Origin of the sequence: Achromobacter sp. 413638, from assembly GCF_043119405.1 — a bacterium.
GTDB lineage: Bacteria > Pseudomonadota > Gammaproteobacteria > Burkholderiales > Burkholderiaceae_B > Achromobacter.
This window is the reverse complement of the sequence record NZ_JBICCO010000059.1, coordinates 1-23,608: the sequence shown is the minus strand read 5'-3', so window position 1 is coordinate 23,608 and position 23,608 is coordinate 1. Positions and strand designations below refer to the sequence as shown.

Here is a 23,608-nt window from a genome sequence, read left to right as displayed (position 1 = left end):
GCGGCGGCGCTCAATCCGTTCCGGATCCCGCCTGCGCCAGGGGCTCCAGGCACAGCCGCAGGATGCGCGCGACCTCGCGGCTCGCCTGCGTCGTCGGCCGGACCTCGGACATGGCCAACGTGATGCCGCGCCGGATGCCGGGCTCGACGATGGGCGCGGCGGCCAGCGCGCCGGCCTGCATATCCCGCAGGACCGCGTGCTGGGCCAGCACGGCGTAGAGCCCGCCCTGCAGCACCATGTGTTTCTGCAGCGCCAGGGAATCGCATTCCAGCGCCACTGTCAGCGTCACGCCCATGCGGCGCGCGAGCTGGTCCATCTGGCGCCGGAAGGCGCTGGGCGCGCCGGCCAGCACCAGCGGCAGGCCCTGCAACCCGGCGAAGGGCACGGTCCGGCGACCCGCGACCCAGCTGTCCGGCGCGCCGACCAGCAGGTGCCGGGCAGTGAACAGCGCGCTGTCGCGGCGGCGCGCGCCGCGGCCGCTGCGCGGCAGGATGCCGATGTCGACCTCGCCGTTCTCCAGCCACTCGTCGACCGCCGCGCCCACGCCATCCCGCACGCGCAGGCGGATGCCCGGATAGCGCCGGCTCAGCTCCAGATAGGCGCGCGACAGGTACTGCGGATCGATCGAGGACAGCACGCCGATGCAGACCTGACCGGCCGGCTGCTCGACCTGCCGCGCCAGATCCTCGCCCAGCGCCTCGCCCGCCTCCAGCCAGGCCAGCACGCGCGGATACAGGCGGCGCCCGGCCTCGGTCAGGGCCACGCCGCGACCCGTGCGCAGGAACAGGCGGCCGCCGCAGGCCTGCTCCATCGCCGCCAGCTGGCGGCTGACGGCCGACTGCGCGCCATCGCGCAGGGCGGCGACCTTGGTCAGGCTGCCCAGATCGGCGATCTGGATGAACAAGCGCCATTGATCCAGCGTCAACGTAGCCACGAGGCCCCCGGGAGAGAAGACGCGCGCGGCGTCAGACATGACAAAAAAAGTATATCTGCTATCGCTGTCATGCCCTGTTTTCGCAAGCCACGGCGTCCTAGACTGGCCGGGATCCGTAGCCGCGAGACGCCCCCATGCCCCATCCGCCCAACGTGCTCTTCATCATGGTCGACCAATGGCCCGGCGCCCTGCTGGGCAGCGCCGGCCATCCCGTCATCCAGACGCCGACGCTGGACCACCTGGCCCGCCTGGGCACCCGCTATCCGCGCGCCTACGCTGAGTGTCCAATCTGCATCCCGGCGCGGCGCAGCGTGATGACCGGCACCTCGCCGCGCGGCCACGGCGACCGCAATTTCGCTCCCGCGCTGCCCATGCCCGCGCTGCCCACGCTGGCCCAGCGCTTTCGCGACGGCGGCTACCAGGCCTACGCGGTGGGCAAGATGCACCTGTACCCGCAGCGCGACCGCATCGGCTTCGACGACATCCTGCTGGCCGAGGAAGGCCGCGCGCAGCTGGGCGCGGTGGACGACTACGACATGTACCTGGCCGAACAGGGCGCGGCGGGCGAGCAGTACCTGCACGGCATGAACAACAACGACTATCTGCACCGCCCCTGGCACCTGCCGGAACGCCTGCACGTCACCAACTGGACCACCCGCGAGGCCGCCCGGATGATCAAGCGGCGCGATCCGCGCCGGCCGGCCTTGTGGCATGTCTCCTACACCCATCCGCATCCGCCGCTGGTGCCGCTGGCCGCCTACCTGGATCTGTATGGGCGCGACGCCATCGACCTGCCCGCGCGCGCCGCCTGGGAACAGCGCTGGGACCAGGACCCGGACGCGATGCCGCCCGCCCTGCGCAGCATCCGCGAGCACTGGCCCATCGGCGACGACCCCGCCCGGCTGCGCGCCATCCGGCGCGCCTTCTACGCGCTGTGCAGCCACATCGACCATCAGCTGCGCGTGCTGCTCGGCACCCTGCGCGAGGAAGGACTGCTGGACGATACCGTCATCCTGTTCTGCGGCGACCATGGCGACATGCTGGGCGACTTCGGCCTGTGGGCCAAGCGCCTGTTCTACGAAGGCTCGGCGCGCGTGCCCATGATCCTGGTCGGCGCGGCCGGCGATGCGCGCGTGCCCGCCGGCCAGGTGGACGAGCGGCTGGTGGGCCTGCAGGACGTCATGCCCACCCTGCTGTCGCTGGCCGGGCTGCCGGTCCCCGCCACGGTGGAAGGCCTGCCCATGACGGGCGAGCGGCGCCGCGACATTCTTTATGGCGAATGCAAGGAAGACCGGCTGGCGACCCGCATGGCGCATGACGGCCGCCACAAGCTGATCTGGTACCCGGCCGGCAACGTTGTGCAGCTGTTCGACCTGCAGGCCGACCCGCGCGAATGCCGCGACCTGTCCGAGGCGGCGCAGTACGCGCTCATCCGCCAGCGCCTGGAACAGGCGCTGGTCGAACGGGCCTGGGGCGTGGACCGGGACTGGATTGCCGCGGGCCGGCTGACCGGCTTCCCGGCCCCCGCCGCGCCGCCGCGCGCGGACCGCCAGTTCGGCGGCCAGCGCGGCCTGCACTATCCGCAACCGCCCCAGAGCGACCCGACCCGGACGGTGGGATCGCCGGGCTGAGGCGCGCGTCCGGCCCCGCGCCGGCTACAACAACGACAAGGGAGACTGCATCATGAGCTGTGCCAAAACGCTGCTGGCCATCGGCCTGGCATTCTGCGCGCCCCTGGCGGGCGCCGCCGGCCCGGGGCCGTCCTGGCCGGGCGACAAGCCGATCCGGCTGATCGTGCCCTATCCCGCCGGCGGCAACGCCGACATGATCGGCCGCGTGTTCGCGCGGGCGCTGGGCGACAGACTGGGGCAGATCTTCATCGTCGACAACCGCCCCGGCGCGGGCGGTTCGATCGGGACCGGCATCGCGGCCAAGGCCGAGCCCGACGGCCATACGCTGCTGCTGGGCGACATCGCCACGCACGCCATCAACCGGCTCTCGATGCCCAATCTGCCCTATGACGCGCAGCGCGATTTCGCGCCCGTCGCGCGCCTGACCAGCGTGTCACTGCTGCTGGTCGCCAATCCCAAGACCGGCTTCAAGAGCGCCGGCGACTTCATCGCCTACGCCAAGGCCCATCCCGGCAAGCTGAGCTACGCCACCGGCGGCATCGGCACGCCCAGCCAGCTCGCGATGGAGATGCTGCGCGGCGCGGCCGGCATCGACCTGCTGGCCGTGCCCTACAAGGGCAGCGCGCCCGCGCTCAACGACGTGGCCTCGGGCCAGGTGGATGTGATGATCGACGGCGCCGCCGCGCCGCTGGTCAAGGGCGGCAAGCTGGACCTGCTGGCCGTCACCGCCGATCGCTCCCCGGCCTTCCCCGACACGCCGACGCTGGCCGAAGCCGGCCTGCCCGGCTTTCGCTTCGCGTCCTGGCATGGCGTGTTCGCGCCCCGGGGCACGCCCCCGGCCGTGGTCGACGCGCTGGCCGCCGCGATCGCCGAGGCGGCGCGCGACGAAGGCTTGCGCAGGCAATTCCAGGAACAGGGCATCGCGCTGGACACCCGCGCCGGCGCGGCGTTCGCCAGCTTCCTGGACGAACAGCGCGAGTCGATCGAGACGCTGGCGCGCGAACGCGGGCTGCGCCTGGCGCAGTGAGTCCGCGCGCCGCGCCAGTTCAGACCTGGCCGGCCTGTGCCGGCGGCTTGGGCGCCGCCGTTTCCGGATCGCGCTCGCGACCCGTCATGCGCTTGAGCGCCAGCCATTGCTGCGACCAGAAACCGCGACCGTAGTCGCGTCCGCCCTGCTCGGGCAGCTGGTCATGGATACCGGTGGGACCGTAGTTCGTGCCGAAGCGCGCGGTGCGGAACAGCACGTCCCAGATCGGGAACAGCGCGGCGAAGTTGTAGCCGCCGGCCGGGCCCGGCGACGAGGCGTCGTAGGCGATGGAATGGTGATGCCGGTGAAAGCGCGGGCTGACCAGCAGGCGTTCGCCGATGGCGCCGAAATGCAGGCGCAGATTGGCGTGCGAGAAGCTCTGCGCCAGCTGGGTGATCGCCACCACCGCCACGAACTGCGCCGGCGGCACGCCCACCAGCTGCGACACGAACACCACGACCACGTCGCGCAGCATGTCGTCCAGCAGATGGTTGCGGTCGTCGCTCCAGATCGTCATCTGGCGCTGGCTGTGGTGCACCGCGTGCAGCGACCAGAGCCAGCCGAAGCGATGCTGGGCGCGATGGTAGAAGTAATCGACCGCGTCGAACAGCAGCAGGTAGATGATCAGGCTGACCCAGGCGCGGTCGGTCACGCCCGGCCAGTACTGGTCCAGCTGGAACGGCGCGAAACCCCAGACGTGCAGCTGGCCGAACACGCTGTCCCACAGCGGGTCCACGGTGAAGAACAGCGCCAGGCGGAACACGCCCAGCCGGTGGATCAGCGTGTAGAGCACGTCGATGCCGATCTGGCGGCGGTCGGTCACGGGCTCGACCGGGCGCAGGCGCTGCAACGGGCCGAACACCAGCACCAGCAGCGCGATCTGTAGCAGGCCGACCAGCAGCCACATGGTGGCGTCGTAGCCGTCCTCGATGAAGTTGCTCAAGCCCAGATGAAACAGCGCGGGCTGCACGAGGGTCTCGAAGAGCCATTGCTGGCACTCCCCGAACCATTGACTAAGCGTATCCATGATCAGTGATGCGTGGCGATCCAGCCCTTGTAGGCCGGATGCGTATCCAAGGTGGCAAAACAATAGCCCTTGCGCTGCAAGCCTTCAACCAGCGGCTCCAGCACGGCGGGGGCCCAGGGGTCCTGGCGCGACCAGATGCCCAGGTGGGCCAGCAGGATGTCGCCGGGCTTGATGTTGCGCAGCGCCTGCTCCAGCAGGCGGGCGTTGGGGAATTTGTCGCTGGGCAGCTCGTCGCCCAGGAAACCGGCCTGCGCCCAGCCCACGTGCTCGTAGCCGCATTCGCGCGCCGCCTTGAGCAGCGCAGGCGAGGTCTTGCCGCCCGGCGCGCGGTACAGGGGCAGCATGGCGTGGCCGGTCATCTGCGTGAAGCGCGCGGACGAGCGCTTGATTTCTTCGCAATACTGCTGCGCGGTCCAGGTCTGGACCTTGCCCGTCTGCGGACCGGCGCTGGGCTTGACGCGGAACTTGCCGTCCGGCAGGTCGCCCTGCCAGTAGACGTGGTCGTAGGTGTGCGAGCCGAAGGCATGGCCCTCGGCGGCGCGCGCCTTCCACCAGGGCGCCCACTGGTCGTCCAGGCTGGCGCCGTCGGTCAGCGTGCGTTCGTTGGCCAGGAAGAACGTGACCTTGACGTGATGCCGGGCCAGCACGTCGGCCACCAGCGGGGCCACGCCCATGTGGCCGGTATCGAAGGTCAGGTAGACGGGCTTGTCGCAAACGGCCGCCGGGGCCGGCCCGGCGGCACCGGCCAGCGCCGGCAGCAGCGCGGCCAGGCAGGCCGCCGCCGCCCGCTTCGACGGCTCAGCGCGTCGGCGCATGGTTCAGCGTCCAGACGCCGTGCGGCGACTTGCCGACCGGCACCTGCTGCACGACCTTCTTCTGCTCCAGATCGACCACGGTCAGCTTGCGCGCCCAGCGCGACGTGACCAGCAGGGTCTTGCCGTCGGCCAGCACGTCCATGCAGTCCGGGCCGCCCGGCACCGCGAAGGTGTCGGTCACGGCCAGCGTCTGCAGGTCGATGCGGCTGATGGAATTGGCGGTGCGGTTGCTGACGAACAGGTGGCGCTTGTCGCCCTGCGCGCGGAAGGCGTGCGCGCCGGCCGCCGTCTTGATGCGCGTGACCAGCTTGGCCGGGCCGTTGCTCACGTCATACGCCTCGACGTAGGAATCGCCGGTCAGGGCCACCAGCAGCGTCTTCTGGTCGGGCGTGAGGAACACGTCGGCCGGCGTCTTGCCCACCGACACGGTCCACTTCGGCGTCTGCGTGGCCAGGTCGATGGCGATCAGCTGGTCGCTGTCCTGCAGCGTGACGTAGGCCGTGGTGCTCTTGGCGTCGATCATGATGTGGCTGGGCGTCTTGCCCGCCGGGATGCGCTTGACCAGCTTCAGGTCGAAGCCCTTTTCCAGCGGCTTCCAGGCATAGATGTCGATATGGTCCAGGCGGTTCGCGGCGGTGACGAACCACTTCATGTCGGGCGAGAACTGCAGCTGGTAGGGATCGACGATGCCGGTCAGCGTGCGCTGCACTTCGCCGGTCTTGGGATCCATCAGCGTGATCGAGTCGCCGGTGGCGTTGGCCACCATGAGCGACTTCTCGTCGGGCGTCAGGTACAGGTGGTGCGGCTCCTTGCCGGTGGGCACGCGGCGCACTTCCTTGTACGAAGCGGGATCGACGATGCTGACGTTGGCGTCCAGCGAATTCAGGACGAAGATGGGGGCCGAGGCCGCCGCGGCGCTAAGCGCCATCCCTGCGCCGAACAGGGCGCAGCGGACAAAATGCATGGGATTCAATTTCAAGGTCCGGCAAGGGGGGATCTGGCTCCGATCCCGGTGCCCGACATTTTGGCATAGCGGCAGGATAAAAAAGCGACGGCGCAGGGTTTGGAAACAATCCCCGGCGGCTGTTGCTGAGTCGCAACAACCGCCGGCCAGCCCCGCTGCGCGCCGCCGCGTGACGCGGCCGCCACATGAAGCCGCTACAAGGTTGCGGCCCCCGCGTCAAAGCTTGGCGACCGACACCTCGGTGGCCTTGACGAAGGCCAGCACCTCGGTGCCCACCTGCAGGTCCAGTTCCTTGACCGAACGGGTCGTGATCACCGAGGTGACGATGCCCGCCGGCGTGTCCACGTCCACCTCGGACACCACCGGGCCGAGGATGATCTCCTTGATCTTGCCGCGGAACTGGTTGCGGGCGTTGATGGATTGAATGCTCATGACTTGCTCCCGAATTGAGAAATACAAGGAAAATCCGCGCCCGCCGTTGCCGGCGCGGGCAATGCTAAATCGCCAGCTTGAGGTGCCGGATGGGAATCACCTGCGCCAGCGGCCGCGGCTCCTCTTCCGGCTGGCGCAGGACCACCCGCAGCACGCGCGCCTCCAGCGCGGCGAAGGCGGCCGAACCGCGCGCGCGCGGACGCGTCAGCGGCACGCGCTCGTCCAGCGCCACCCCGCCCTCGTCCAGCACCAGGATGCGGTCCGCCAGCGCCACGGCCTCGCCCACGTCGTGCGTCACCAGCACGGACGTGAAGCCGTCGCGCCGCCACAGCGTCTCGATCAGCTGCTGCATGTCGATGCGCGTGAGCGCGTCCAGCGCGCCCAGCGGCTCGTCCAGCAGCAGCAGGCCCGGCCGGTGCACCAGCGCCCGCGCCAGCGCGACCCGCTGACGCTGCCCGCCCGACAGCTGCGCCGGCCAGTCGCCGCCCCGGTCGCCCAGGCCGACCTGGCGCAGCACCGCCGCGGCCTGCGCCCGCTCCCGGCGCGGCAGGCCCAGCGCCACGTTGTCCAGCACCGACTTCCACGGCAGCAGCCGTGCGTCCTGGAACATGATGCGGACCCGGTCGTCGGCGCCCCACTGCGGAAACCCGTCGAACAGCACCGGCGCGCGCGCGGGCGGTCCGCCCTGCTCGCCGCTGGGCGCTTCCAGCCCCGCCAGCAGGCGCAGCAGCGTGCTCTTGCCGCAGCCGCTGCGCCCGACCACCGCCACGAACTCGCCGGCGGCCAGCTCCAGGTCCAGGCCGCGCAGCACCACGCGCTCGCCGTAGCGCTTGCCCAGCTTGCGCAGCGTCACGCCCAGCGGCGGCGTCGGTCCCGGCTCGGCCTGCGCCGCCCGGGCGTCCGCGCCGCCCTCGGGCCCCGTGCGGGCCGGCCCGTCCAGGTGCCGCAGCAACTCGAACTCGTTGGGGTTGATGAACATGACGGCAGCCTCCCGATACCCGATCCTGCCCGCGCCCGGCCGCGCGGCCCTCAGCGGGACGCCTCCAGCTTGCGCTGGTCGTCGGTCTTGACGAAGCCGGCGAAGGATTTCTCGGTCACGGCCAGGAACTCGCGCGAGCGGTAAGCCGCCGCGATGTCCTGCACATAGGGCCTGGACAGATCGGCCGTGCGCACCGCCACCAGGTTCTGGTAGGTGGGCGTGGTCTTTTCCAGCGCCAGCGCCTCGGTCAGCTTGAGCCCGGACGCCAGCGCGAAATTGCCGTTGACGAAGGAATAGTCGGTGTCCTCCAGCGAGCGCGGCAGCTGAGCCGCCTCCAACGGGATGAGCTTGATCTTCTTCGGATTGGCGGCCACGTCCTTCTCCGACACCTGCAGCGGGTCGTAGCCCTCGCGCAGCTTGATCCAGCCCAGCTCCTGCAGCACCACCAGCGCGCGCGCCTGATTGGTGGGATCGTTGGGCACGGCCACGCTCACGCCCTCGGGCGCGGCGTCCACGCTCTTGTATTTCCGGCTGTAGATGGCGATCGGCGCGGTCGGCACCTTCACCAGCTCCGACAGCTCCAGCTTGTTCTTGGCCGCGAAGTTCTTCAGATAGACCACGTGCTGGAACGCATTGGCGTCCAGCGCGCCCTGCGCCAGCGCGAAGTTGGGCTGCACATAGTCGTTGAACTCGACCACGCGCACCGTGTAGCCCTGCTTTTCCAGGATGGGCTTGATGCCCAGCTTGATCTGGTCGCTGTAGGGACCGGCGGTGGCGCCAAAGACGATTTCCTTCTTGGCCGGATCGGCCGCGACGGCGGCGCCGGACAGGGCCAGCGCGGCGACGGCGACGGCCAGTTGACGGAGGGAGGGCTTGCGCAAGACGGACATGGACGACCTCGGAATGGCGTAGGGGAATCAGCGTTTGTCGATGCGCCGGGCGATGGTGTTGCCGGCGAACTGGATGATCTGCACCAGCACGACCAGCAGCGCTACGGTCAGCGCCATCACGTCGGTCTGGAAACGGTAATAGCCGTAGCGGATGGCCAGGTCGCCGATGCCGCCGCCGCCCACCACGCCGGCCACGGCCGAGTAGGACAGGAAGCTAACCGCCAGCACGGTCAGCGCCAGCACCAGGCCGGAGCGCGCTTCCACCAGCAGCACGCGCCGCACGATCTGCAGCTCCGACGCGCCGGCGGCATGCGCGGCCTCGATCACGCCGCGCGGCACTTCGCGCAGCACCTGCTCGACCAGCCGCGCGAAATACGGAATGGCGGCGAAGGACAGCGGCACGGCCGCGGCCACCGGACCGATCGAAGTGCCAGCGATGACGCGCGTGAACGGCACCAGCGCCACCAGCAGGATGATGAAGGGAAAGGACCGCACGGTATTCACCGTCCAGCTCAGCAGCCGGTGCAGCACGGGGCGGTCCAGCGACTGGCCCGGCCCGGTCAGGAACACCAGCACGCCGAGCGGCCCGCCCAGCAGGATGGACGCGGACAGCGCGATCGCCAGCATCAGGAAGGTCTGGCCGATCGCCACGCCCAGCTCGGGCAGCAATTGCACGAAGGTATCCAGCATCACGCCACCTCTTCATAGGGATGGGCGGCCTCGCGGATGAGTTCGCGCCCCAGCGCCGAACTCAGGTTCACGTGCGCGCCCGTGATCTCGGCCTGCTCCAGCACGCGGCCGTTCTCCATCACCGCCACATGGCGGCACAGCGCGCGCACCACGGCCAGCTCGTGCGTCACGATGACGATGGTCACGCCCAGCCGCCGGTTGATGTCGCGCAGCACGCCCAGCACCGAGCGGGTGGTTTCGGGATCCAGCGCGGAGGTGGGCTCGTCGCACAGCAGCACCGCCGGTTCGCTGGCCAGCGCGCGGGCGATGGCCACGCGCTGCTTCTGGCCGCCGGACAGCTGCGCCGGATGGCTGGCGGACTTGTCCGCCAGCCCCACGATCTCCAGACACTCGCGCACCCGCGCGGCGATCTGTTCGCGGTCGCGGCCGCCGTGCACGCGCAGCGGGAAGGCGACGTTCTCGAACACGGTCTCGTTCTGCAGCAGGTTGAACTGCTGGAAGATCATGCCGATGTTCTGGCGCGCGGCGCGCAGCGCGGACTTGCCCAGGCCGGTCAGCTCGGTGCCGGCCACGTACACGGCGCCGTGGTCGGGCCGCTCCAGCAGGTTGATCAGGCGCAGCAGCGTGGACTTGCCGGCGCCGCTCTTGCCGATGATGCCGAAGGTGTCGCCGGCGCGGATCGACAGCGACACGTCGCAAACCGCGTCGAAGCGGCCCGCCGGCAGGCGGAAGGATTTGCTCACGGCGTCCAGCCGGATCACGGGCTGGGGCACGGTGGAAAGCGGGGAAAGCGTCGCGCTCTGGGTCATCGGGTAAATCCGGGAAATGGCGGTCGGTTCATCATCGGGACAGGCCTGGGGTCAGGAATACGGCGTGGGTTCGGGCAGCTGATCCAGCAGCGCGTAGCGGCCCAGGTCGCGGATCTTGTAGGCCACGGGATCGTGCAGCGTGTGCACGCGCGCGTTGCGCCAGTGGCGGTCCAGGCCGTGGCGGTTGTGGGTGGAGCTGGCGCCGGTCACGTCGAACAGCTCGGCGCCCACCGACAGCGCGGCGCGATGCGCCAGCACCTTGGCCTGGGCGCCGGCCACGGCGACGCGGCCGCGCTCCTCGGCGGTGACGGACGGGCCGCGCGCCAGCGCCTCGTCCAGCGCCTGCGCCGCCTGGTCGGCCAGCGCGCGGGCCGCCTGCAGCGACAGCCAGAACTCGCCGAAGCGCTCCTGCACATAGGGATCGTCGGCGTGTCGCTCCACGCCCGAGGCGAACCACGGCCGGGCGGCGTCGCGCACATAGCCGCGCGCGTCCTGGTATGCGCCCTGCGCGATGCCCAGGTACAGATTGGTCATGATCAGCTGCGCCACCTGCGAGCGCAGCGTGGCGCGCGCGGTCGGCGTGGCGCCCGGCGCCTGCAGCACCTGCACGGGCTCGAGCCGCACATGGTCGAAGCGCACCGTGCCGCTATCGGTCTGGCGCTGGCCGAAGGCGTCCCAGTCCGGGTTGACGGTGATGCCCTCGACGCGCGTCGGCAGCGCGGCGATCAGCGCCGTGCCGGACGGCTTGTGCCAGGCCGAGAAGGTCAGCAGGTCCGAGCCCACCGAACCCGAGCTGAAGCTCTTGACGCCGTCGATGCGATAGCCGTCCAGCTCGGCGCGCGCGACCACGCGGCGGTCCAGCGGATTGAGCGCATTGCCCCAGAACAGGTTGCGCGCCACGGTCGGTTCCAGGAAATAGGCGTGCTGCTCGGGCGTGCCGTAGAGCAGCACCCCGGCCACCTGCAGATGGTGGAAACCGAATACATGCGCCAGCGCGCTGTCGGCCTGGGCCAGCCGGCGCACGGCGCCCAGGACCGTCGACCAGCTGGCGCCGGCCCCGCCATGCGCGGTCGGCACCGACAGCCGCAGCAGGCCGCTCTGGCGGATCAGTTCGCGCTCGCGGGCGGCATGTCCGCCCAGGCGGTCGCGCTCGACGGCGGTGGCGGCCAGCGCCCGCGCCAGCGTTTCCAGCGCCTCGGCAGGCGTGGGCGGCGGCGCGTCGGCCGCGCGCCCGGAAGCAGCGCCCGCGCCGCCGTCGCGGCGCGCGTCCTGCACGGTTTGGATCTTGGCCATCATCACTCCTGGATGGCCGGCTCAGGCCGGCCGGTAAGCGGGGTTCCAGCGCAGCAGGCGCCGCTCCAGCGCGCGGGCCAGCGCGTCCGCGCCCTTGCCCAGCATCGCGTAGAGCAGGATGCCCAGCAGCACCACGTCCGTCTGCAGGAACTCGCGCGCGTTCATGGTCATGTAACCGATGCCTGACTGCGCCGAGATGGTCTCGGTCACGATCAGCACCACCCACACCAGGCCCAGCGCGAAGCGCAGGCCCACCAGCACGGACGGCAGCGCACCGGGCAGGATCACGTCGCGGTACAGGCGCCAGCCGCTCAGGCCATAGGACCGGCCCATCTCGATCAGCGCCGGATCCACCGAGCGGATGCCGTGGAACGTGTTGAGATAAACGGGAAAGAACACGCCCACCGACAGCAGCGCCAGCTTGGCGGTCTCTTCGATGCCGAACCACAGGATGAACAGCGGGATCAGCGCCAGCACCGGGATGTTGCGGATCATCTGCAGCGTGGTGTCCAGCAGCGTCTCCGCGCGGCGCGACGCGCCGTTCAGCAGCCCCAGCGCCAGGCCCAGCCCGCCGCCCAGCAGCAGGCCCCACAAGGCGCGCAACGCGCTGACGCGCAGATGCAGCCACAGCTCGCCCGACACGGCCAGCGACCAGGCCGCGGCGGCCACGGCCGAGGGCGCGGGCAGGATGCGCGAGGACAGCCAGCCGGCCTGCGCCGCCAGCTGCCACAGCGCCAGGATGCCCAGCGGCACCAGCCAGGGCGCCAGCGCCGCGCGCCAGCCGCGTACGGGGCGCGTATCCATCAGCTGGCCGCGACCTTCGGCACCAGCTCGGTGGCCATGACCTCGCCGAACGGGCCGGTCAGCACCGGATTGCCCTGGCGGCCACGGCCCTTGCCGGGCAGCAGCGGGAACACCAGCTCGGCGAAGCGGTACGACTCTTCCAGGTGCGGATAGCCCGAGAAGATGAAGGTGTCGATGCCCAGGTCGGCGTACTCCTGGATGCGCGCCGCCACGGTCTGCGGGTCGCCCACCAGGGCCGTGCCCGCGCCGCCGCGCACCAGGCCCACGCCGGCCCACAAGTTGGGCGCGATCTCCAGGTGCGAGCGGCCGCCACGGCCGTCGTCGAGCTTGCCGCCGTGCAGCGCGGCCATGCGGCGCTGGCCTTCCGAATCCATCCTGGCGAAGGCCGCCTGCGCGGCGTTCACCGTGTCCTCGCTCAGATGGCTGATCAGCTCGTCGGCGGCGGCCCAGGCCGCCGCCTCGGTCTCGCGCACGATCACGTGCAGCCGGATGCCGAACTTCACGCTGCGTCCATGGCGCGCCGCGCGCTCGCGCACGTCGGCGATCTTGCGCGCCACGGCCTCGGGCGGCTCGCCCCAGGTCAGGTACACGTCCAGCTGCTCGGCCGCCAGCTCGTGCGCGGCCTCGGACGAGCCGCCGAAGTACAGCGGCGGATACGGCTTCTGCGTCGGCGGATACAGCACCTTGCCGCCCTTGGACACCAGCTTTTCGCCGTCATGGCTGTAGCCCGCGCCCTCGTGGCTGGCGGCCAGGATGCCGCGCCAGATCTTCAGGTAGTCGGCGGTGATGGCGTAGCGCTCGTCATGGCTGACGAACACGCCGTCGCCTTCCAGCTCGCCGGGATCGCCGCCCGTCACCACGTTGACCAGCAGACGCCCTTGCGACAGGCGGTCGAAGGTGGCGGCCATGCGCGCGGAGAACTGCGGCGAGCTGACGCCGGGGCGTATCGCCACCAGGAACTTGAGCCGGCTGGTCGCGCCGATCAGGCTGGAGGCCACCACCCAGGCGTCCTCGCAGGAGCGTCCGGTGGGCAGCAGCACGCCGTCGTAGCCCAGCGTGTCGGCGGCCACGGCCACCTGCCGGAAGTAGTCGTAACCGGCCTCGCGCGCGCCCAGGCTGGTGCCGAGGTAACGCGAATCGCCGTGCGTGGGGATGAACCAGAAAACGTCCATGAAAATCCTGCCCTCGTCTATTTCAGTATCGACGGCGCGGCGTCGAATACGTTGAGCGGTTTGGGGATGAGCTTGAGCGCATGGAAGGCGTCCGCCACCTGCTGCTGTTCCAGCAGCACCTCGCGCGTGATCGGCTGCACGCCATAGGCCAGCCGGCTCGCGGCCAGCTCCACGATCTCGCGGTCCAGGCCCAGCACCGGTTGCAGCAGGGCCACGCTTTCGGCGCGGTGGTCGCGCGCCCACAGATCGCCCTTGCGCACTTCGTCCAGCACGGTCTGGATGATCTGCGGATGCGCCTTCTCGTAACCGCTGGCGGCCAGGAAGAACTGGTAGTTCTTGACCACGCCGGCGCCGTCGGCCAGCACGCGCGCGCCAAGCTGTTTCTCGGCGGCGGCCTGGAACGGATCCCAGATGACCCAGGCGTCGATCGCGCCGCGCTCGAAGGCGGCGCGCGCGTCCGACGGCGTGAGGTAGACCACATTCACGTCGCGGTAGGCCACGCCCGCGCGCTCCAGCTGCTTGACCAGCAGGTAGTGCACGTTCGAGCCCTTGTTCAGCGCGACCTTCCTGCCCTTCAGGTCGGCCACGCCGCGCAGCGGCGAATCCTTGGGCACCAGGATGGCCTCGCTGGCGGGCGCGGCGGGCTCGCTGCCCACGTACACCAGCGCCGCGCCGGCGGCCTGGGCGAAGATCGGCGGGGCCTCGCCCACCGTGCCGAAGTCGATCGAGCCCACGTTCAGGCCTTCCAGCAATTGCGGGCCGGCGGGGAACTCGGTCCACTTCACCGTCACGCCCTGCTCGGCCAGGCGCTTGTCCAGCGTGCCCAACGCCTTGACGATGGTGAGCGTGCCGTATTTCTGAAAGCCGATGCGCAGCGTCTTGCGGTCCTGCGCCTGCGCGGCCGGCGCCAGCAGCGCCGCGCCCAACAGGCCCAGCAGGCCGCGCAGCAAGGCGCGGCGGATGGCGGAAGGAAATGGGTTCATGTGCGGGTTTCCGGTTCAGACGCTGAAGCCGCCGGCCAGCGCCAGCCGGCCCAGGTCATAGGCTTCATTGGCGACATAGGCATGCGGACGCAATTGTTCGGACAGCCGGTCGACCGAGTCCTCCAGCCGCTGCCGCACGTCGTCGTCGATATGGGGCTGGCCGGCCTCGTCGACGCGCACCTGCTTGTCGGTGGCGTACACGCCGGCCAGGATGTGGCGCGCGCCCAGCGCGGACAACACGGGCTTGAGGCCGTATTCCAGCGCCAGCAGATGGGCCGGGCTGCCGCCGGTGGCGATGGGCAGCACCACCTTGCCGGCCAGCGCCTTCTCGTCCAGCAGGTCCAGCACGGCCTTCAGGCCGCCGGCGAACGAGGCCTTGTAGACCGGGGTGGAGATCAGCACCGCGTCGGCGGCCGCGACGCGGGCGCGCAGCGCGCCGGCGGCGGGGCTGGCGTAGTGGCCCTCGATCAGCTCTTCGGCGGGAATGTCGCGCAGGCCCAGTTCGCCGATGTTCCAGCCGCCCGCGCGCAGCCGGTTGGCGGCGTGGCGCAGCAGGGCGGAGGAACGGGAACGCTGCGACGGGCTGCCCGCCAGGGTGATGATGCTCATGGTGTGTCGCCGGATGTCAGGGATGCGGAAAAGACTGCCGGACGCGTCAGAACGCGGGCACCAGCGAGCCCTTGAATTCTTTCTCGATGAAGGCGCGGACCTCGGGCGACTGGTAAGCCGCCACCAGCTTCTTGACCCAGGGCTGGTCGCGGTCCTTGGCGCGCACCGCGATCAGGTTGGCGTAGGGACCGTCGGCGGCCTCGCGGCCAATGGCGTCGCGCGCCGGCACTAGGCCGGCCTGGTCGGCATAGTCGTTGTTGATGGCGGCGGCGGTCAGGTCATCGAGCGAGCGCGGCAACTGCGCCGCGTCCAGCGGCACCAGCTTGAGCTTGCGCGGGTTGGACACCACGTCCTGCGGCGTGGCGTTGTTCTTCTGCTCGGCCTCGGGCTTGAGCGTGATCAGCTTGTACGCCGCCAGCAGGCGCAGCGCGCGGTTGCCGTTGGACGGGTCGTTCTGGATGCCCACCGAAGCGCCCTCGGGCAGGTCGCCCAGCGCCTTGATCTTGCGCGAATAGAAGCCCAGCGGCGCGGTGACGGTCAGCCCCACCGGCACGATGTCGAAGCCGCGCGCCTTGATCTGGTTGTCCAAGAAGGGCTTGTGCTGGAAGGCGTTGGCGTCCAGGTCGCCGGCGTTCAGCGCGGCATTGGGCAGCTGGTAGTCATTGAACTTGACCAGCTTGATCTCCAGTCCGTCGCGGGCCGCGACCTGCTTGACCACGTCGAAGATCTTCTCGGTCGTGCCGACGGAAATGCCGACGCTGATGGAGGACTTTTGCTGCGCTTGCGCGCCGGCGGTGAAGGCGGTGGCCAGGACGGCGACGGACAGCAGGCGGATCAGGGTAGACATCGTTTCGATTCCAGGATGGGACAGGAGACGGGACGATTCTGTCATCGCGTTTGCGCGCCGAAAAATACTTAGTCGGCATGACCTTATGTGCCTTATGTGGCCGCGCTTGCACCGCATGGACAGCAACCCACTTCGGGAAATATGCGCTTATCGCCTGGGGTTCTAAACGAAGCCGGCGCCTTGCGGCGCCGGTTATCTGCCACGCATGCGCGCCGCGCGTTCAGGCGTAGGCGGCCCGGGCGCGCGCGCCCGCGTGTACGTCCGGCAAGGCCGCCCGGCCCGCGCCGAACAGCTTCTCGCGCAACGTGCCGTCGGCGTAGGCGGTCTTGTATGAGCCGCGCGATTGCAGCTCGGGAATCACCAGGTCGATGAAGTCCTCATAGCACTCCGGCGTGACCGTGCGCGCCAGGTTGAAGCCGTCGATGCCGGTTTCCGCGACCCAGGATTCCAGCTCGTCGGCCACCTGCGCGGCGCTGCCCACCAACGCCGGATAGCGCCCACCCAGCGCCATGTCGGCCAGCAGGTCGCGCACCGTGCGGTCGGTGCGCGCGACGGTCAGGCTGCGCACGGCGGATTCGATGGCGTTGTTCTTCACGTAGCGGATCGGCTCGTCCGGCGCGTAGGTGGAAAAATCGATGCCGGTGGAGCTGGCGTAGTGCGCCAGGCCAGCCTCGGGACTGGCGTAGCGCAGGTACTCGGCGTGCTTGTCCCGGGCTTCCCGTTCCGTGCGCCCGACGACGGCCGTGATGCCCATGAAGAACTTGATGTCGCGCGGATCGCGGCCCTCGCGCGCGACCGCCTCGCGCAGCTCGGACACCAGCTTGCGCAGCCCCTCCTTGGTCTGGCTGGAAACGAACACGCATTCGGCATGGCGCGCGGCGAAGGCCAGCCCCCGGCCCGACGAGCCCGCCTGGTACAGCACCGGCGTGCGCTGCGGCGAAGGCTCGGCCAGGTGATAGCCTTGAACACGATAGTATTTGCCGGCATGGTCCACCCGGCGCACGGCGGCGGGATCGGCATAGACCCGCGCGCGCTTGTCGGCCTTGACCGCGTCCGCGTCCCAGCTGCCTTCCCACAGCTGATAGGCCACGTCCAGGAATTCGTCGGCGCGGTCGTAGCGCTCGTCGTGCGCGATCTGCCCGGACAGCCCCATGGCGCGCGCCGCGCTCTCCAGGTAGCCGGTGACGATGTTCCAGCCCACGCGGCCCTGGGTCAGGTGGTCCAGCGTGGAGAAGCGGCGCGCCAGCAGATAGGGCGCCTCGTAGGTCAGGTTGACGGTGACGCCAAAGCCCAGGTGGCGCGTGGCCGCCGCCATGGCCGGCACGATCAGCAGCGGGTCGTTGACGGGCAGCTGGATGGACTCGCGCAGGGTCAGGTCGGCCGAGTCCTGGTACACGTCATACACGCCGACGATGTCGGCCAGGAACAGGCCGTCGAACAGGCCGCGCTCCAGCAGCCGCGCAAGGCCGGTCCAGTAATCCAGTGTCTTGTAGGCGGTGGACGTGTCGCGCGGATGCGTCCACAGCCCATGGTTGATGTGGCCCACGCAATTCATGTTGAAGGCGTTGAGCAGGATCTGCTTCTTGGTCATGACGGACGGTCTTCCAGGCTTCTGGCCGGGGCCGGCGCGACGGCTGGCCCCGGCGGGGTTCAGGCATGCAGCCTATCGCCGCGCGCGTCGGCGCGGAAGAACGGATTGCGCATGCGCTTATGCGAGGCCGGCATAAGGCGCGCGCATATCGTCATCACTAAAGAATGCTTGCTGGCGATGCGCACGCTTGCTTAGAGTCTGGGCTTGCCACCACCAGCCCAAACCGCGGGCGGCAGCGCCTGCGCGGCATCGCGAGCAGATCCATGACCCCTACCCCACCGGACACCCGAAACGGCGCCAGCGACCCGCAAGGCGTCGGCCAGACCCTGCACCGCTGGCTGATGGCCGCCGGCGCGCTGATGGGCACCGGCGCGCTGTTCCCCAACGTGATCCTGCCGGACGGCCGCGCCGTTGATGGCGCGCCGCCCGCCGCCGACCGGGCCGCACCGGCCGTCGGCCGCCGCGCTCCCGCGCACGCCTGACCCGCCGTCCGACACGCCCGGCGCCGTCCGGGAAAACCCCGCCGCCCTCGTCCGAAAGCGGGACTGGATCACGCCAAAACACGGGCCTATACTGAATTCGCCGTTGCTGAACGTTCCTTTTTCCAAGGGAGAGGCAACATGTACAGGCACCTGCTCATCACCGTGGACGGCTCGCCGCTGTCCGATTCGGTTTTCCAGCGCAGCATCGTCTTCGCCAAGGAGATGAACGCCGCCGTCACCGTGCTGCGCGCCATTCCCGAAGACCACCTGCTGGTCTACCAGGCCGAGATGCTAGGCACCGCCCAGGGCTACCACACCGACCAGGCGCGCAAGAACGCGCAGGCCTACCTGGACGGGCTGGAGGCGCAGGCCCGCAGTGCGCTGGTGCCCTGCTCCTGCCTGGTGGCGGTCAACGACCACCCGCATGCCGCCATCGTCGACACCGCCAAGGCGCAGGGCTGCGATCTCATCATCATGGGCTCGCATGGACGCCACGGCATGACCGGCTTCCTGCTGGGCAGCGAAACCCAGCGCGTGCTGGCGCAGACCAAACTGCCGGTGCTGGTGCTGCGCTAGTGTGCAGTCCCGCCAATACGGCCGCCGGCATGCGCACGCCACCTAGGCGCCGGCGGGCACGCGCCCGCCGCGCCGGCGCCAGCCCGCCAGCGCCAGCACCAGGAAGAAACCCACGGTGTAGGCCAGCACGTCCCACCAGTCCGGCACGCTGCCGAGCAGGATGCGCAGCAGCGGCTGCTTGATCTGCCAACCGTAGAGCTTGGCCAGGTATTGGCCGAACTCGACCGCATAGCCCGTCAGCAGCGCCGCCACCGCCAGCGGCAGCACGCCCGCCCGGATGAAACTGCGGAACACGAGGTACACCCAGCCCACCGCCAGCACGTCGCCGACGAAGCCTCGCAGCCAGGGATAGGGTTTTCCCACGGTGGCGATCAGCGCCTCCACGGCGGTGAGCAGCAGCAGGGCCGCGAAGGCGCGGCCATCGAATCGTAGCGACATGGTCCAAGACGGAAATAGCGGTTTTTGAAACCGCGCGGCGCGCAAAAGCGTGGCGCGGCGACGGGGTCCGGGCGCATACTCTGGCAAGCCGCCGCCGGACAGGTTGCGCAACGCCGGCAGCGTACTCGAAAAACTCCTGGAGACAACGAGTATGAGCACATCCGGCACCAACGGACGCCGGCGCTTCCTGCGCCAGGCCTGTACCCTGGGCGCGGCCGGCACGACAGCCGGCCAGGCCCTGAACGCGCTGGCGGCCCCCGCCACCGTCACCCTGCCCTTCGCCAACGGCGAGCGCGAGCTGATCGCCTACCCGCAGAAGCGCCCCCTGATCCGCCAGACCGCCCGGCCGCCGCAGCTGGAAACGCCGTTCGAGGTCTACAACGAGGGCCTCATCACCCCCAACGATGCCTTCTTCGTGCGCTATCACCTGGGGAACATACCGACCCGGATCGACCCGGCCGCCTACCGGCTGCGCGTGGGCGGCCTGGTGGACGCGCCGCTGGAACTGACGCTGACCGACCTGAAAGAGAAGTTCGGCGCGCCGGTGGAGCTGGTGGCCGTAACCCAGTGTTCCGGCAACAGCCGCGGCTTCTTCGAGCCGCGCGTGGGCGGCGGACAGCTGGGCAACGGCGCCATGGGCAATGCGCGCTGGCTCGGCATCCCCCTGTCGCGCGTGCTGGAGAAGGCCGGCATCGGCAAGAGCGCGCGCCAGGTCAGCTTCGAAGGCATGGACCGGCCGGTGCTGCCGGGCACGCCCGAGTTCGTCAAGGCGCTGGATGCGGCCCACGCGATGGACGGCGAGGTCATGCTGGCCTACGCCATGAACGGCGCCGACCTGCCCCTGCTCAACGGCTATCCCGTGCGCCTGGTGGTGCCGGGCCACTACGGCACCTACTGGGTCAAGCACCTGGCCGACATCACCGTGCTGGACAAGGAGTTCGACGGCTACTGGATGCAGAAGGCCTACCGCATCCCGGACAACGACTGCGCCTGTACGCCGGTGGGCAAGGCGCCGGAGAAGACCCGCCCGATCGGCCGCTACAACGTGCGCAGCTTCATCACCAGCCTGGCCGACGGCGCGCGCCTGCCGCTGGGCCAGGCGCAGCGCGTGCGCGGCATCGCCTTCGACGGCGGACGCGGCATCCGCGAGGTGCAGTTCTCGGCCGATGGCGGCAAAACCTGGCGCGCCGCGCAACTGGGCCAGGACCTGGGGCGCTACTCCTTCCGCGAATGGCAGGCGGACTTCAGGCCGGAACGGGCCGGCGCCTACGAGCTGAAGGCCCGCGCCACCAACATGGCCGGCGAGACCCAGCCGCTGGAGGCGCTGTGGAACCCCGCCGGCTACATGCGCAACGTGGTCGAAACCCTGCGCGTCACCGCCGCCTGAGGAGCCCGTCATGAACCGTCATCTGCTTGCGCTGGCCGGCGCCGCCGCCCTGGCCATGCTGTCGCCGGCCCATGCGCTGGACATCCAGCTGCCCGCCGAAACCGCCACCCTGCATCCGGGCGCCAGCCCCGGCGCACAGAGCGCGGCCCAGTGCCTCATGTGCCATTCGGTGGACTACCTGTCCACCCAGCCGCCCATGCCGCTGGGCTTCTGGGAGGCCGAGGTCAAGAAGATGGTCGCCGTCTATGGCGCGCCCATCGCGCCGGATCAGGCGCAGCTGATCATCCAGTACCTGAACCAGGCCTACCCCCCGCCCCCGGCGGCGCCCGCCGCCGCGAAGTAGGCCGGACCGGGCAGGCCCGGGGCGGGCCCGGCCCGCCCGCCCCGCCATGCCATGCCGGCGTCCGGCTTTCGGCGTACCATTGGGCGACCCCGGCCCGCGGTACGGCTGGGGCGATTCTCGAGGCCCGCATGCTCCAACCCGTTTCGGCCAACACCGACCTGCCCGCCGAGCCCGCCGCCGCGCCGGCGCCCGCGCTGCGCGTCAGCACGCTGTCCCCGCTGTCCTTCCCGGCGTTCCGCATCATCTGGATCGCCAACCTGTTCGCCAACCTGGGCACCTGGGCGCAGTCCGTCGCCGCGGCCTGGATCATCACCACCGAACAGAGCAGCCCGCTGCTTGTCGCCATGATCCAGGTGGCCGCCGCCTTTCCGCTGGTGGCCCTGTCCATCCTGACCGGCGTGCTGGCCGACAACTACGACCGCCGCAAGGTCATGCTGGCCGGCATGGGGCTGGAACTGGCCGGGGGCCTGTTCATCACCATCCTGGCCTTCGCCGGCCTGCTGCATCCGATCACGCTGATCGCCTCGGTCTTCTGCATCGCCATCGGCAGCGCCGTCGTGACGCCGGCCTGGCAGGCGGCGGTGGGCGAGCAGGTGCCGCGCGCCCACGTGGGCAGCGCGGTGCTGCTGAACAGCGTCAACTACAACGTCGCGCGCGCGGTCGGTCCGGCCATCGGCGGCCTGCTGCTGGGCGCGCTGGGCGCGCCCTGGGTGTTCCTGCTGAACTGCTTCTGCTATGGCGGCCTGATCTGGGCGATCTGGCGCTGGAAGCGCGACCTGCCCGAGCGCCGCCTGCCTCCCGAGCGCCTGCTGCAGGGCGCGGTCACGGCGCTGCGCTACACCCAGCATTCCACCGTGACGCGCGTGGTCATGCTGCGCGCCTTCGCCTTCGGCCTGTCGGCCAGCGCCCTGTGGGCGCTGCTGCCCCTGCTGGCCCACGAACACGACGGCGGCAGCGCCATGCTGTACGGCTACATGTTGGGCGCGCTGGGCCTGGGCGCCATCCTGGGCAGCGTGCTGGTGCGCCGGGTGCAGGCGCGCTGGGGCGCCAGCCGCCTGATCAGCGCCGCCGCCGGCCTGCTGGCGGCCTGCCTGCTGGCGCTGGGCCTGACCGGCACGCTGTGGGTCGCCTTCCCTGCCCTGCTGCTGTCCGGCGGCTGCTGGATCGGCGTGCTGGCCACCTACAACACCACGGTGCAGATGCTGGTGCCGGACTGGGTCAAGGCGCGCTCGCTGGCGCTGTACCAGACCGCCATTTTCGGCGGGCTGGCGGCCGGCTCGTTCATGTGGGGCCATTTCGCCGGCACGCTGGGCGTGTCGGGCGCGCTGGCCGGCGCCGGCGTCATGCTGGGCCTGACCGTACTGCTGCTGTACCGCTCGCGCCTGCCCGAGCAGGTGGACGCGCAGTCGCTGACGCGCGCCGACAGCGCCGAGCCGGCCCTGCAAGCCGCCGGCTTCGACACCGAGCACGGCGCTGTGCTGGTGGCGGTGCAATACCAGATCCCGAACGACAAGCTGCGCGCGCTGATCGGCGCCGCCCATCCGCTGCGCCTGATGCGGCTGCGCAACGGCGCGCAGCAGTGGCAGCTGTTCCGCGACCTGGAGCGCGAAGGGGTGTGGCGCGAGGTCTTCCTGGTCGAAAGCTGGATGCAGTACCTGCGCATGCTGGATCGCATGACGCTGGCCGACAAGATGGTGCTGGACGGCGTGCGCGCGCTGCACGCCGGCGACGCGGCGCCGGAAGTGTCGCGCAACGTCAGCTACCTGGCGATGAACGGGTCGCAGGGATTCTCGCTGCGGCGGGATCCGGAATCGCTGTAGGGCGCGCGGTCCGGGCCTGTCCCGGGCGCAGGCTCAGAATGTGATGGTGGCCGTGACGGTATCGCTGTAGCTGCCCGGCCTGGGCGTGGCCTGCGGCGGCACCAGGCCGTAGACGGTGTAGCTCTGCGCCGCGCCCGTGCCCAGGCCGGCCATGGGCGAGCCGCCCGTCGCGTCGCCCCAGACGATGGCGTAGTTCGACCCCTGGTACAGCTGGTAGCCGACCGTGTCGGCGGCGGTCGAGTGCTTCATCTTGCGCGCCAGCACGTTGCCGCCCACCGTCCCGCCATTGAGCGCCAGCGAGTACGCGTTGTTGTTGGTGCATTGCACGCTGATCTGGCTGCTGCCAGGCACCGGGGCCGTCAACAGCCCCTGCGCCGGAAACACCAGGTTGGTGGCGGAAATGGTGCAGTTCTTCTGCACCAGCGCCTTGACCGTCAACGGGATCTGCAAGGTCAGGGAGGGCGAACTCAGCGGGCAGTTCAGGAGCAGCCCGATGAGCGGAAAGGTCTGCACGTCCACCTTGGCCTGCGTGGTCGTGGCGTAGCTTTCCATGTATTGCGTATCGGCATTGTTCACGATGGTCACGGTGTTCTGGCCGCCCGGCAGCTTGGCATAGACGGTCGCCGACACCGACCCCGCGCCGATGCCGGTCAGCAGCTGCGACGTAGGCGCCGAGGTGGTCGCGTTGCCCCAGATATTGGAATAGCCCGGATCCGTATACAGGTTGTAGTTCATGCGGTAGGAACCGTTGCCCATCGCGCGCGCCGCGATCGACGGGCTGGTATTTCCCGTTCCCAGGCTGATGCATACCCGCGTGAACAACGACAGGCCGGAGCAGTTCAGCTTGATCAGCCCGCCGCTGTTGAGCGTATCCGCCGGCAGCAGGGGATTGATCGTGCCAAAGTCGATGGTGGTCGAACTGCCGGTCAGGTCGCAACTCTGCGCCTGCGCCGCGCCGGACCAGGCCCAGCACCACGCAAGCACGATCAACACGATGGCGCGTCTCATTGCGCAGGTTCCTCCAAAGGATGGCAGACATAGGGGCCCAGCGTGGGCATCAGGCGT

General features: G+C 70.0%; 25 protein-coding genes. 7 read left to right on the top strand and 18 right to left on the bottom strand.

Translation table 11 applies throughout. The annotated features are described in order from the left end of the window. Positions 1 to 10: 10 nt before the first annotated feature. The gene (locus ACEU5R_RS21445) at positions 11 to 934 is read right to left on the bottom strand and encodes a LysR family transcriptional regulator (RefSeq protein ID WP_392411533.1); all 924 of its coding nucleotides are present in this window, start codon (positions 932 to 934) and stop codon (positions 11 to 13) included. A gap of 134 nt (positions 935 to 1,068) precedes the next feature. On the opposite strand from ACEU5R_RS21445, the gene ACEU5R_RS21440 reads away from it, so the two are divergent. Together ACEU5R_RS21440 and ACEU5R_RS21435 are read left to right on the top strand one after the other, a co-directional pair. Continuing rightward, the gene (locus ACEU5R_RS21440; RefSeq protein ID WP_392411532.1) at positions 1,069 to 2,565 is read left to right on the top strand and encodes a sulfatase-like hydrolase/transferase; all 1,497 of its coding nucleotides are present in this window, start codon (positions 1,069 to 1,071) and stop codon (positions 2,563 to 2,565) included. Between the two features lie 52 nt (positions 2,566 to 2,617). After that, the gene (locus tag ACEU5R_RS21435) at positions 2,618 to 3,592 is read left to right on the top strand and encodes a Bug family tripartite tricarboxylate transporter substrate binding protein (RefSeq protein WP_392411531.1); all 975 of its coding nucleotides are present in this window, start codon (positions 2,618 to 2,620) and stop codon (positions 3,590 to 3,592) included. A gap of 19 nt (positions 3,593 to 3,611) precedes the next feature. On the opposite strand, the gene ACEU5R_RS21430 is transcribed toward ACEU5R_RS21435, so the two are convergent. The 15 genes from ACEU5R_RS21430 to ACEU5R_RS21360 all read right to left on the bottom strand — a co-directional run bounded on the left by ACEU5R_RS21430 (position 3,612) and on the right by ACEU5R_RS21360 (position 17,497). Next, a complete protein-coding gene (locus ACEU5R_RS21430) occupies positions 3,612 to 4,619 on the bottom strand; it encodes a sterol desaturase family protein (RefSeq protein ID WP_392411530.1) in 1,008 nt (335 codons plus the stop codon). Positions 4,620 to 4,621: 2 nt separating this feature from the next. Further along, complete coding sequence (locus tag ACEU5R_RS21425; RefSeq protein WP_199770964.1) at positions 4,622 to 5,434, bottom strand: polysaccharide deacetylase family protein; 813 nt, start codon at positions 5,432 to 5,434, stop codon at positions 4,622 to 4,624. Continuing rightward, complete coding sequence (locus ACEU5R_RS21420; RefSeq protein ID WP_199770963.1) at positions 5,418 to 6,398, bottom strand: YncE family protein; 981 nt, start codon at positions 6,396 to 6,398, stop codon at positions 5,418 to 5,420. Before ACEU5R_RS21420 ends, ACEU5R_RS21425 begins: the two co-directional genes overlap by 17 nt. A 216-nt stretch (positions 6,399 to 6,614) precedes the next feature. Further along, complete coding sequence (locus ACEU5R_RS21415; RefSeq protein ID WP_006227327.1) at positions 6,615 to 6,830, bottom strand: molybdopterin-binding protein; 216 nt, start codon at positions 6,828 to 6,830, stop codon at positions 6,615 to 6,617. Between the two features lie 64 nt (positions 6,831 to 6,894). Next, positions 6,895 to 7,809, bottom strand: a complete 915-nt coding sequence (locus ACEU5R_RS21410; RefSeq protein WP_103272109.1) for an ATP-binding cassette domain-containing protein — start codon at positions 7,807 to 7,809, stop codon at positions 6,895 to 6,897. 50 nt (positions 7,810 to 7,859) lie between these two features. Then, positions 7,860 to 8,699 (bottom strand): MetQ/NlpA family ABC transporter substrate-binding protein, encoded by an 840-nt coding sequence (locus ACEU5R_RS21405; RefSeq protein ID WP_103272108.1) that lies wholly within the window; start codon positions 8,697 to 8,699, stop codon positions 7,860 to 7,862. 27 nt (positions 8,700 to 8,726) lie between these two features. Then, complete coding sequence (locus tag ACEU5R_RS21400) at positions 8,727 to 9,389, bottom strand: methionine ABC transporter permease (protein ID WP_103272107.1); 663 nt, start codon at positions 9,387 to 9,389, stop codon at positions 8,727 to 8,729. Continuing rightward, on the bottom strand, positions 9,389 to 10,198 hold the full coding sequence (locus tag ACEU5R_RS21395) for a methionine ABC transporter ATP-binding protein (protein ID WP_392411528.1): 810 nt from the start codon (positions 10,196 to 10,198) through the stop codon (positions 9,389 to 9,391). Before ACEU5R_RS21395 ends, ACEU5R_RS21400 begins: the two co-directional genes overlap by 1 nt. 51 nt (positions 10,199 to 10,249) lie before the next feature. Next, positions 10,250 to 11,491 carry an acyl-CoA dehydrogenase family protein gene (locus ACEU5R_RS21390; protein ID WP_392411527.1) on the bottom strand — a complete coding sequence of 414 codons (1,242 nt, stop codon included), beginning with the start codon at positions 11,489 to 11,491 and terminating at the stop codon, positions 10,250 to 10,252. A 21-nt stretch (positions 11,492 to 11,512) separates the two neighbouring features. Further along, positions 11,513 to 12,295 (bottom strand): aliphatic sulfonate ABC transporter permease SsuC, encoded by a 783-nt coding sequence (gene ssuC / locus ACEU5R_RS21385; RefSeq protein WP_392411526.1) that lies wholly within the window; start codon positions 12,293 to 12,295, stop codon positions 11,513 to 11,515. Then, positions 12,295 to 13,467 carry an FMNH2-dependent alkanesulfonate monooxygenase gene (ssuD, locus tag ACEU5R_RS21380; RefSeq protein ID WP_392411525.1) on the bottom strand — a complete coding sequence of 391 codons (1,173 nt, stop codon included), beginning with the start codon at positions 13,465 to 13,467 and terminating at the stop codon, positions 12,295 to 12,297. The genes ssuC and ssuD overlap by 1 nt, the downstream gene beginning before the upstream one ends. Before the next feature lie 17 nt (positions 13,468 to 13,484). Further along, positions 13,485 to 14,450, bottom strand: a complete 966-nt coding sequence (locus tag ACEU5R_RS21375; RefSeq protein ID WP_392411524.1) for a sulfonate ABC transporter substrate-binding protein — start codon at positions 14,448 to 14,450, stop codon at positions 13,485 to 13,487. A gap of 15 nt (positions 14,451 to 14,465) precedes the next feature. Next, positions 14,466 to 15,059, bottom strand: a complete 594-nt coding sequence (ssuE, locus tag ACEU5R_RS21370) for an NADPH-dependent FMN reductase (protein ID WP_103272102.1) — start codon at positions 15,057 to 15,059, stop codon at positions 14,466 to 14,468. Between the two features lie 46 nt (positions 15,060 to 15,105). Beyond that, the gene (locus ACEU5R_RS21365; protein ID WP_103272101.1) at positions 15,106 to 15,906 is read right to left on the bottom strand and encodes a MetQ/NlpA family ABC transporter substrate-binding protein; all 801 of its coding nucleotides are present in this window, start codon (positions 15,904 to 15,906) and stop codon (positions 15,106 to 15,108) included. A gap of 220 nt (positions 15,907 to 16,126) precedes the next feature. Further along, complete coding sequence (locus tag ACEU5R_RS21360) at positions 16,127 to 17,497, bottom strand: LLM class flavin-dependent oxidoreductase (protein ID WP_103272100.1); 1,371 nt, start codon at positions 17,495 to 17,497, stop codon at positions 16,127 to 16,129. Between the two features lie 263 nt (positions 17,498 to 17,760). Between ACEU5R_RS21360 and ACEU5R_RS21355 the strand changes: the two genes are divergently transcribed. Continuing rightward, positions 17,761 to 17,979, top strand: coding sequence for a hypothetical protein (locus tag ACEU5R_RS21355; RefSeq protein WP_392411523.1), 219 nt, complete (start codon positions 17,761 to 17,763; stop codon positions 17,977 to 17,979). A gap of 138 nt (positions 17,980 to 18,117) precedes the next feature. Next, entirely contained in the window at positions 18,118 to 18,555 is a 438-nt protein-coding gene (locus ACEU5R_RS21350; protein WP_103272098.1) for a universal stress protein, read from the top strand. Between the two features lie 42 nt (positions 18,556 to 18,597). Here ACEU5R_RS21350 and ACEU5R_RS21345 read toward each other — a convergent pair whose 3' ends face one another. Then, entirely contained in the window at positions 18,598 to 18,993 is a 396-nt protein-coding gene (locus ACEU5R_RS21345; protein WP_103272097.1) for a DUF2809 domain-containing protein, read from the bottom strand. Between the two features lie 151 nt (positions 18,994 to 19,144). Between ACEU5R_RS21345 and ACEU5R_RS21340 the strand changes: the two genes are divergently transcribed. The 3 genes from ACEU5R_RS21340 (at position 19,145) to ACEU5R_RS21330 (ending at position 22,543) form a co-directional block, all read left to right on the top strand. Beyond that, entirely contained in the window at positions 19,145 to 20,380 is a 1,236-nt protein-coding gene (locus ACEU5R_RS21340; protein WP_392411522.1) for a molybdopterin-dependent oxidoreductase, read from the top strand. Positions 20,381 to 20,390: 10 nt separating this feature from the next. Beyond that, positions 20,391 to 20,723: a sulfite:cytochrome C oxidoreductase subunit B gene (locus ACEU5R_RS21335; protein ID WP_103272095.1), complete on the top strand. Its 333-nt coding sequence runs from the start codon at positions 20,391 to 20,393 to the stop codon at positions 20,721 to 20,723. A 128-nt stretch (positions 20,724 to 20,851) separates the two neighbouring features. After that, positions 20,852 to 22,543, top strand: a complete 1,692-nt coding sequence (locus ACEU5R_RS21330) for an MFS transporter (RefSeq protein ID WP_392411521.1) — start codon at positions 20,852 to 20,854, stop codon at positions 22,541 to 22,543. 33 nt (positions 22,544 to 22,576) lie between these two features. Here ACEU5R_RS21330 and ACEU5R_RS21325 read toward each other — a convergent pair whose 3' ends face one another. Continuing rightward, positions 22,577 to 23,551, bottom strand: a complete 975-nt coding sequence (locus ACEU5R_RS21325; RefSeq protein ID WP_103272093.1) for a spore coat U domain-containing protein — start codon at positions 23,549 to 23,551, stop codon at positions 22,577 to 22,579. Positions 23,552 to 23,608 lie beyond the last annotated feature (57 nt).

Coding starts and splice junctions, on each gene's coding strand:
- ACEU5R_RS21335 (WP_103272095.1), top strand. CDS start 20,391: ATGAACCGTCATCTGCTTGCGCTGGCCGGCGCCGCCGCCCTGGCCATG.
- ACEU5R_RS21420 (WP_199770963.1), bottom strand. CDS start 6,398: ATGCATTTTGTCCGCTGCGCCCTGTTCGGCGCAGGGATGGCGCTTAGC.
- ACEU5R_RS21440 (WP_392411532.1), top strand. CDS start 1,069: ATGCCCCATCCGCCCAACGTGCTCTTCATCATGGTCGACCAATGGCCC.
- ACEU5R_RS21405 (WP_103272108.1), bottom strand. CDS start 8,699: ATGTCCGTCTTGCGCAAGCCCTCCCTCCGTCAACTGGCCGTCGCCGTC.
- ACEU5R_RS21400 (WP_103272107.1), bottom strand. CDS start 9,389: ATGCTGGATACCTTCGTGCAATTGCTGCCCGAGCTGGGCGTGGCGATC.
- ACEU5R_RS21410 (WP_103272109.1), bottom strand. CDS start 7,809: ATGTTCATCAACCCCAACGAGTTCGAGTTGCTGCGGCACCTGGACGGG.
- ssuD (WP_392411525.1), bottom strand. CDS start 13,467: ATGGACGTTTTCTGGTTCATCCCCACGCACGGCGATTCGCGTTACCTC.
- ssuE (WP_103272102.1), bottom strand. CDS start 15,059: ATGAGCATCATCACCCTGGCGGGCAGCCCGTCGCAGCGTTCCCGTTCC.
- ACEU5R_RS21390 (WP_392411527.1), bottom strand. CDS start 11,491: ATGGCCAAGATCCAAACCGTGCAGGACGCGCGCCGCGACGGCGGCGCG.
- ACEU5R_RS21350 (WP_103272098.1), top strand. CDS start 18,118: ATGTACAGGCACCTGCTCATCACCGTGGACGGCTCGCCGCTGTCCGAT.
- ACEU5R_RS21325 (WP_103272093.1), bottom strand. CDS start 23,551: ATGAGACGCGCCATCGTGTTGATCGTGCTTGCGTGGTGCTGGGCCTGG.
- ACEU5R_RS21365 (WP_103272101.1), bottom strand. CDS start 15,906: ATGTCTACCCTGATCCGCCTGCTGTCCGTCGCCGTCCTGGCCACCGCC.
- ACEU5R_RS21330 (WP_392411521.1), top strand. CDS start 20,852: ATGCTCCAACCCGTTTCGGCCAACACCGACCTGCCCGCCGAGCCCGCC.
- ACEU5R_RS21375 (WP_392411524.1), bottom strand. CDS start 14,450: ATGAACCCATTTCCTTCCGCCATCCGCCGCGCCTTGCTGCGCGGCCTG.
- ssuC (WP_392411526.1), bottom strand. CDS start 12,295: ATGGATACGCGCCCCGTACGCGGCTGGCGCGCGGCGCTGGCGCCCTGG.
- ACEU5R_RS21340 (WP_392411522.1), top strand. CDS start 19,145: ATGAGCACATCCGGCACCAACGGACGCCGGCGCTTCCTGCGCCAGGCC.
- ACEU5R_RS21395 (WP_392411528.1), bottom strand. CDS start 10,198: ATGACCCAGAGCGCGACGCTTTCCCCGCTTTCCACCGTGCCCCAGCCC.
- ACEU5R_RS21415 (WP_006227327.1), bottom strand. CDS start 6,830: ATGAGCATTCAATCCATCAACGCCCGCAACCAGTTCCGCGGCAAGATC.
- ACEU5R_RS21435 (WP_392411531.1), top strand. CDS start 2,618: ATGAGCTGTGCCAAAACGCTGCTGGCCATCGGCCTGGCATTCTGCGCG.
- ACEU5R_RS21425 (WP_199770964.1), bottom strand. CDS start 5,434: ATGCGCCGACGCGCTGAGCCGTCGAAGCGGGCGGCGGCGGCCTGCCTG.
- ACEU5R_RS21355 (WP_392411523.1), top strand. CDS start 17,761: ATGACCCCTACCCCACCGGACACCCGAAACGGCGCCAGCGACCCGCAA.
- ACEU5R_RS21430 (WP_392411530.1), bottom strand. CDS start 4,619: ATGGATACGCTTAGTCAATGGTTCGGGGAGTGCCAGCAATGGCTCTTC.
- ACEU5R_RS21345 (WP_103272097.1), bottom strand. CDS start 18,993: ATGTCGCTACGATTCGATGGCCGCGCCTTCGCGGCCCTGCTGCTGCTC.
- ACEU5R_RS21360 (WP_103272100.1), bottom strand. CDS start 17,497: ATGACCAAGAAGCAGATCCTGCTCAACGCCTTCAACATGAATTGCGTG.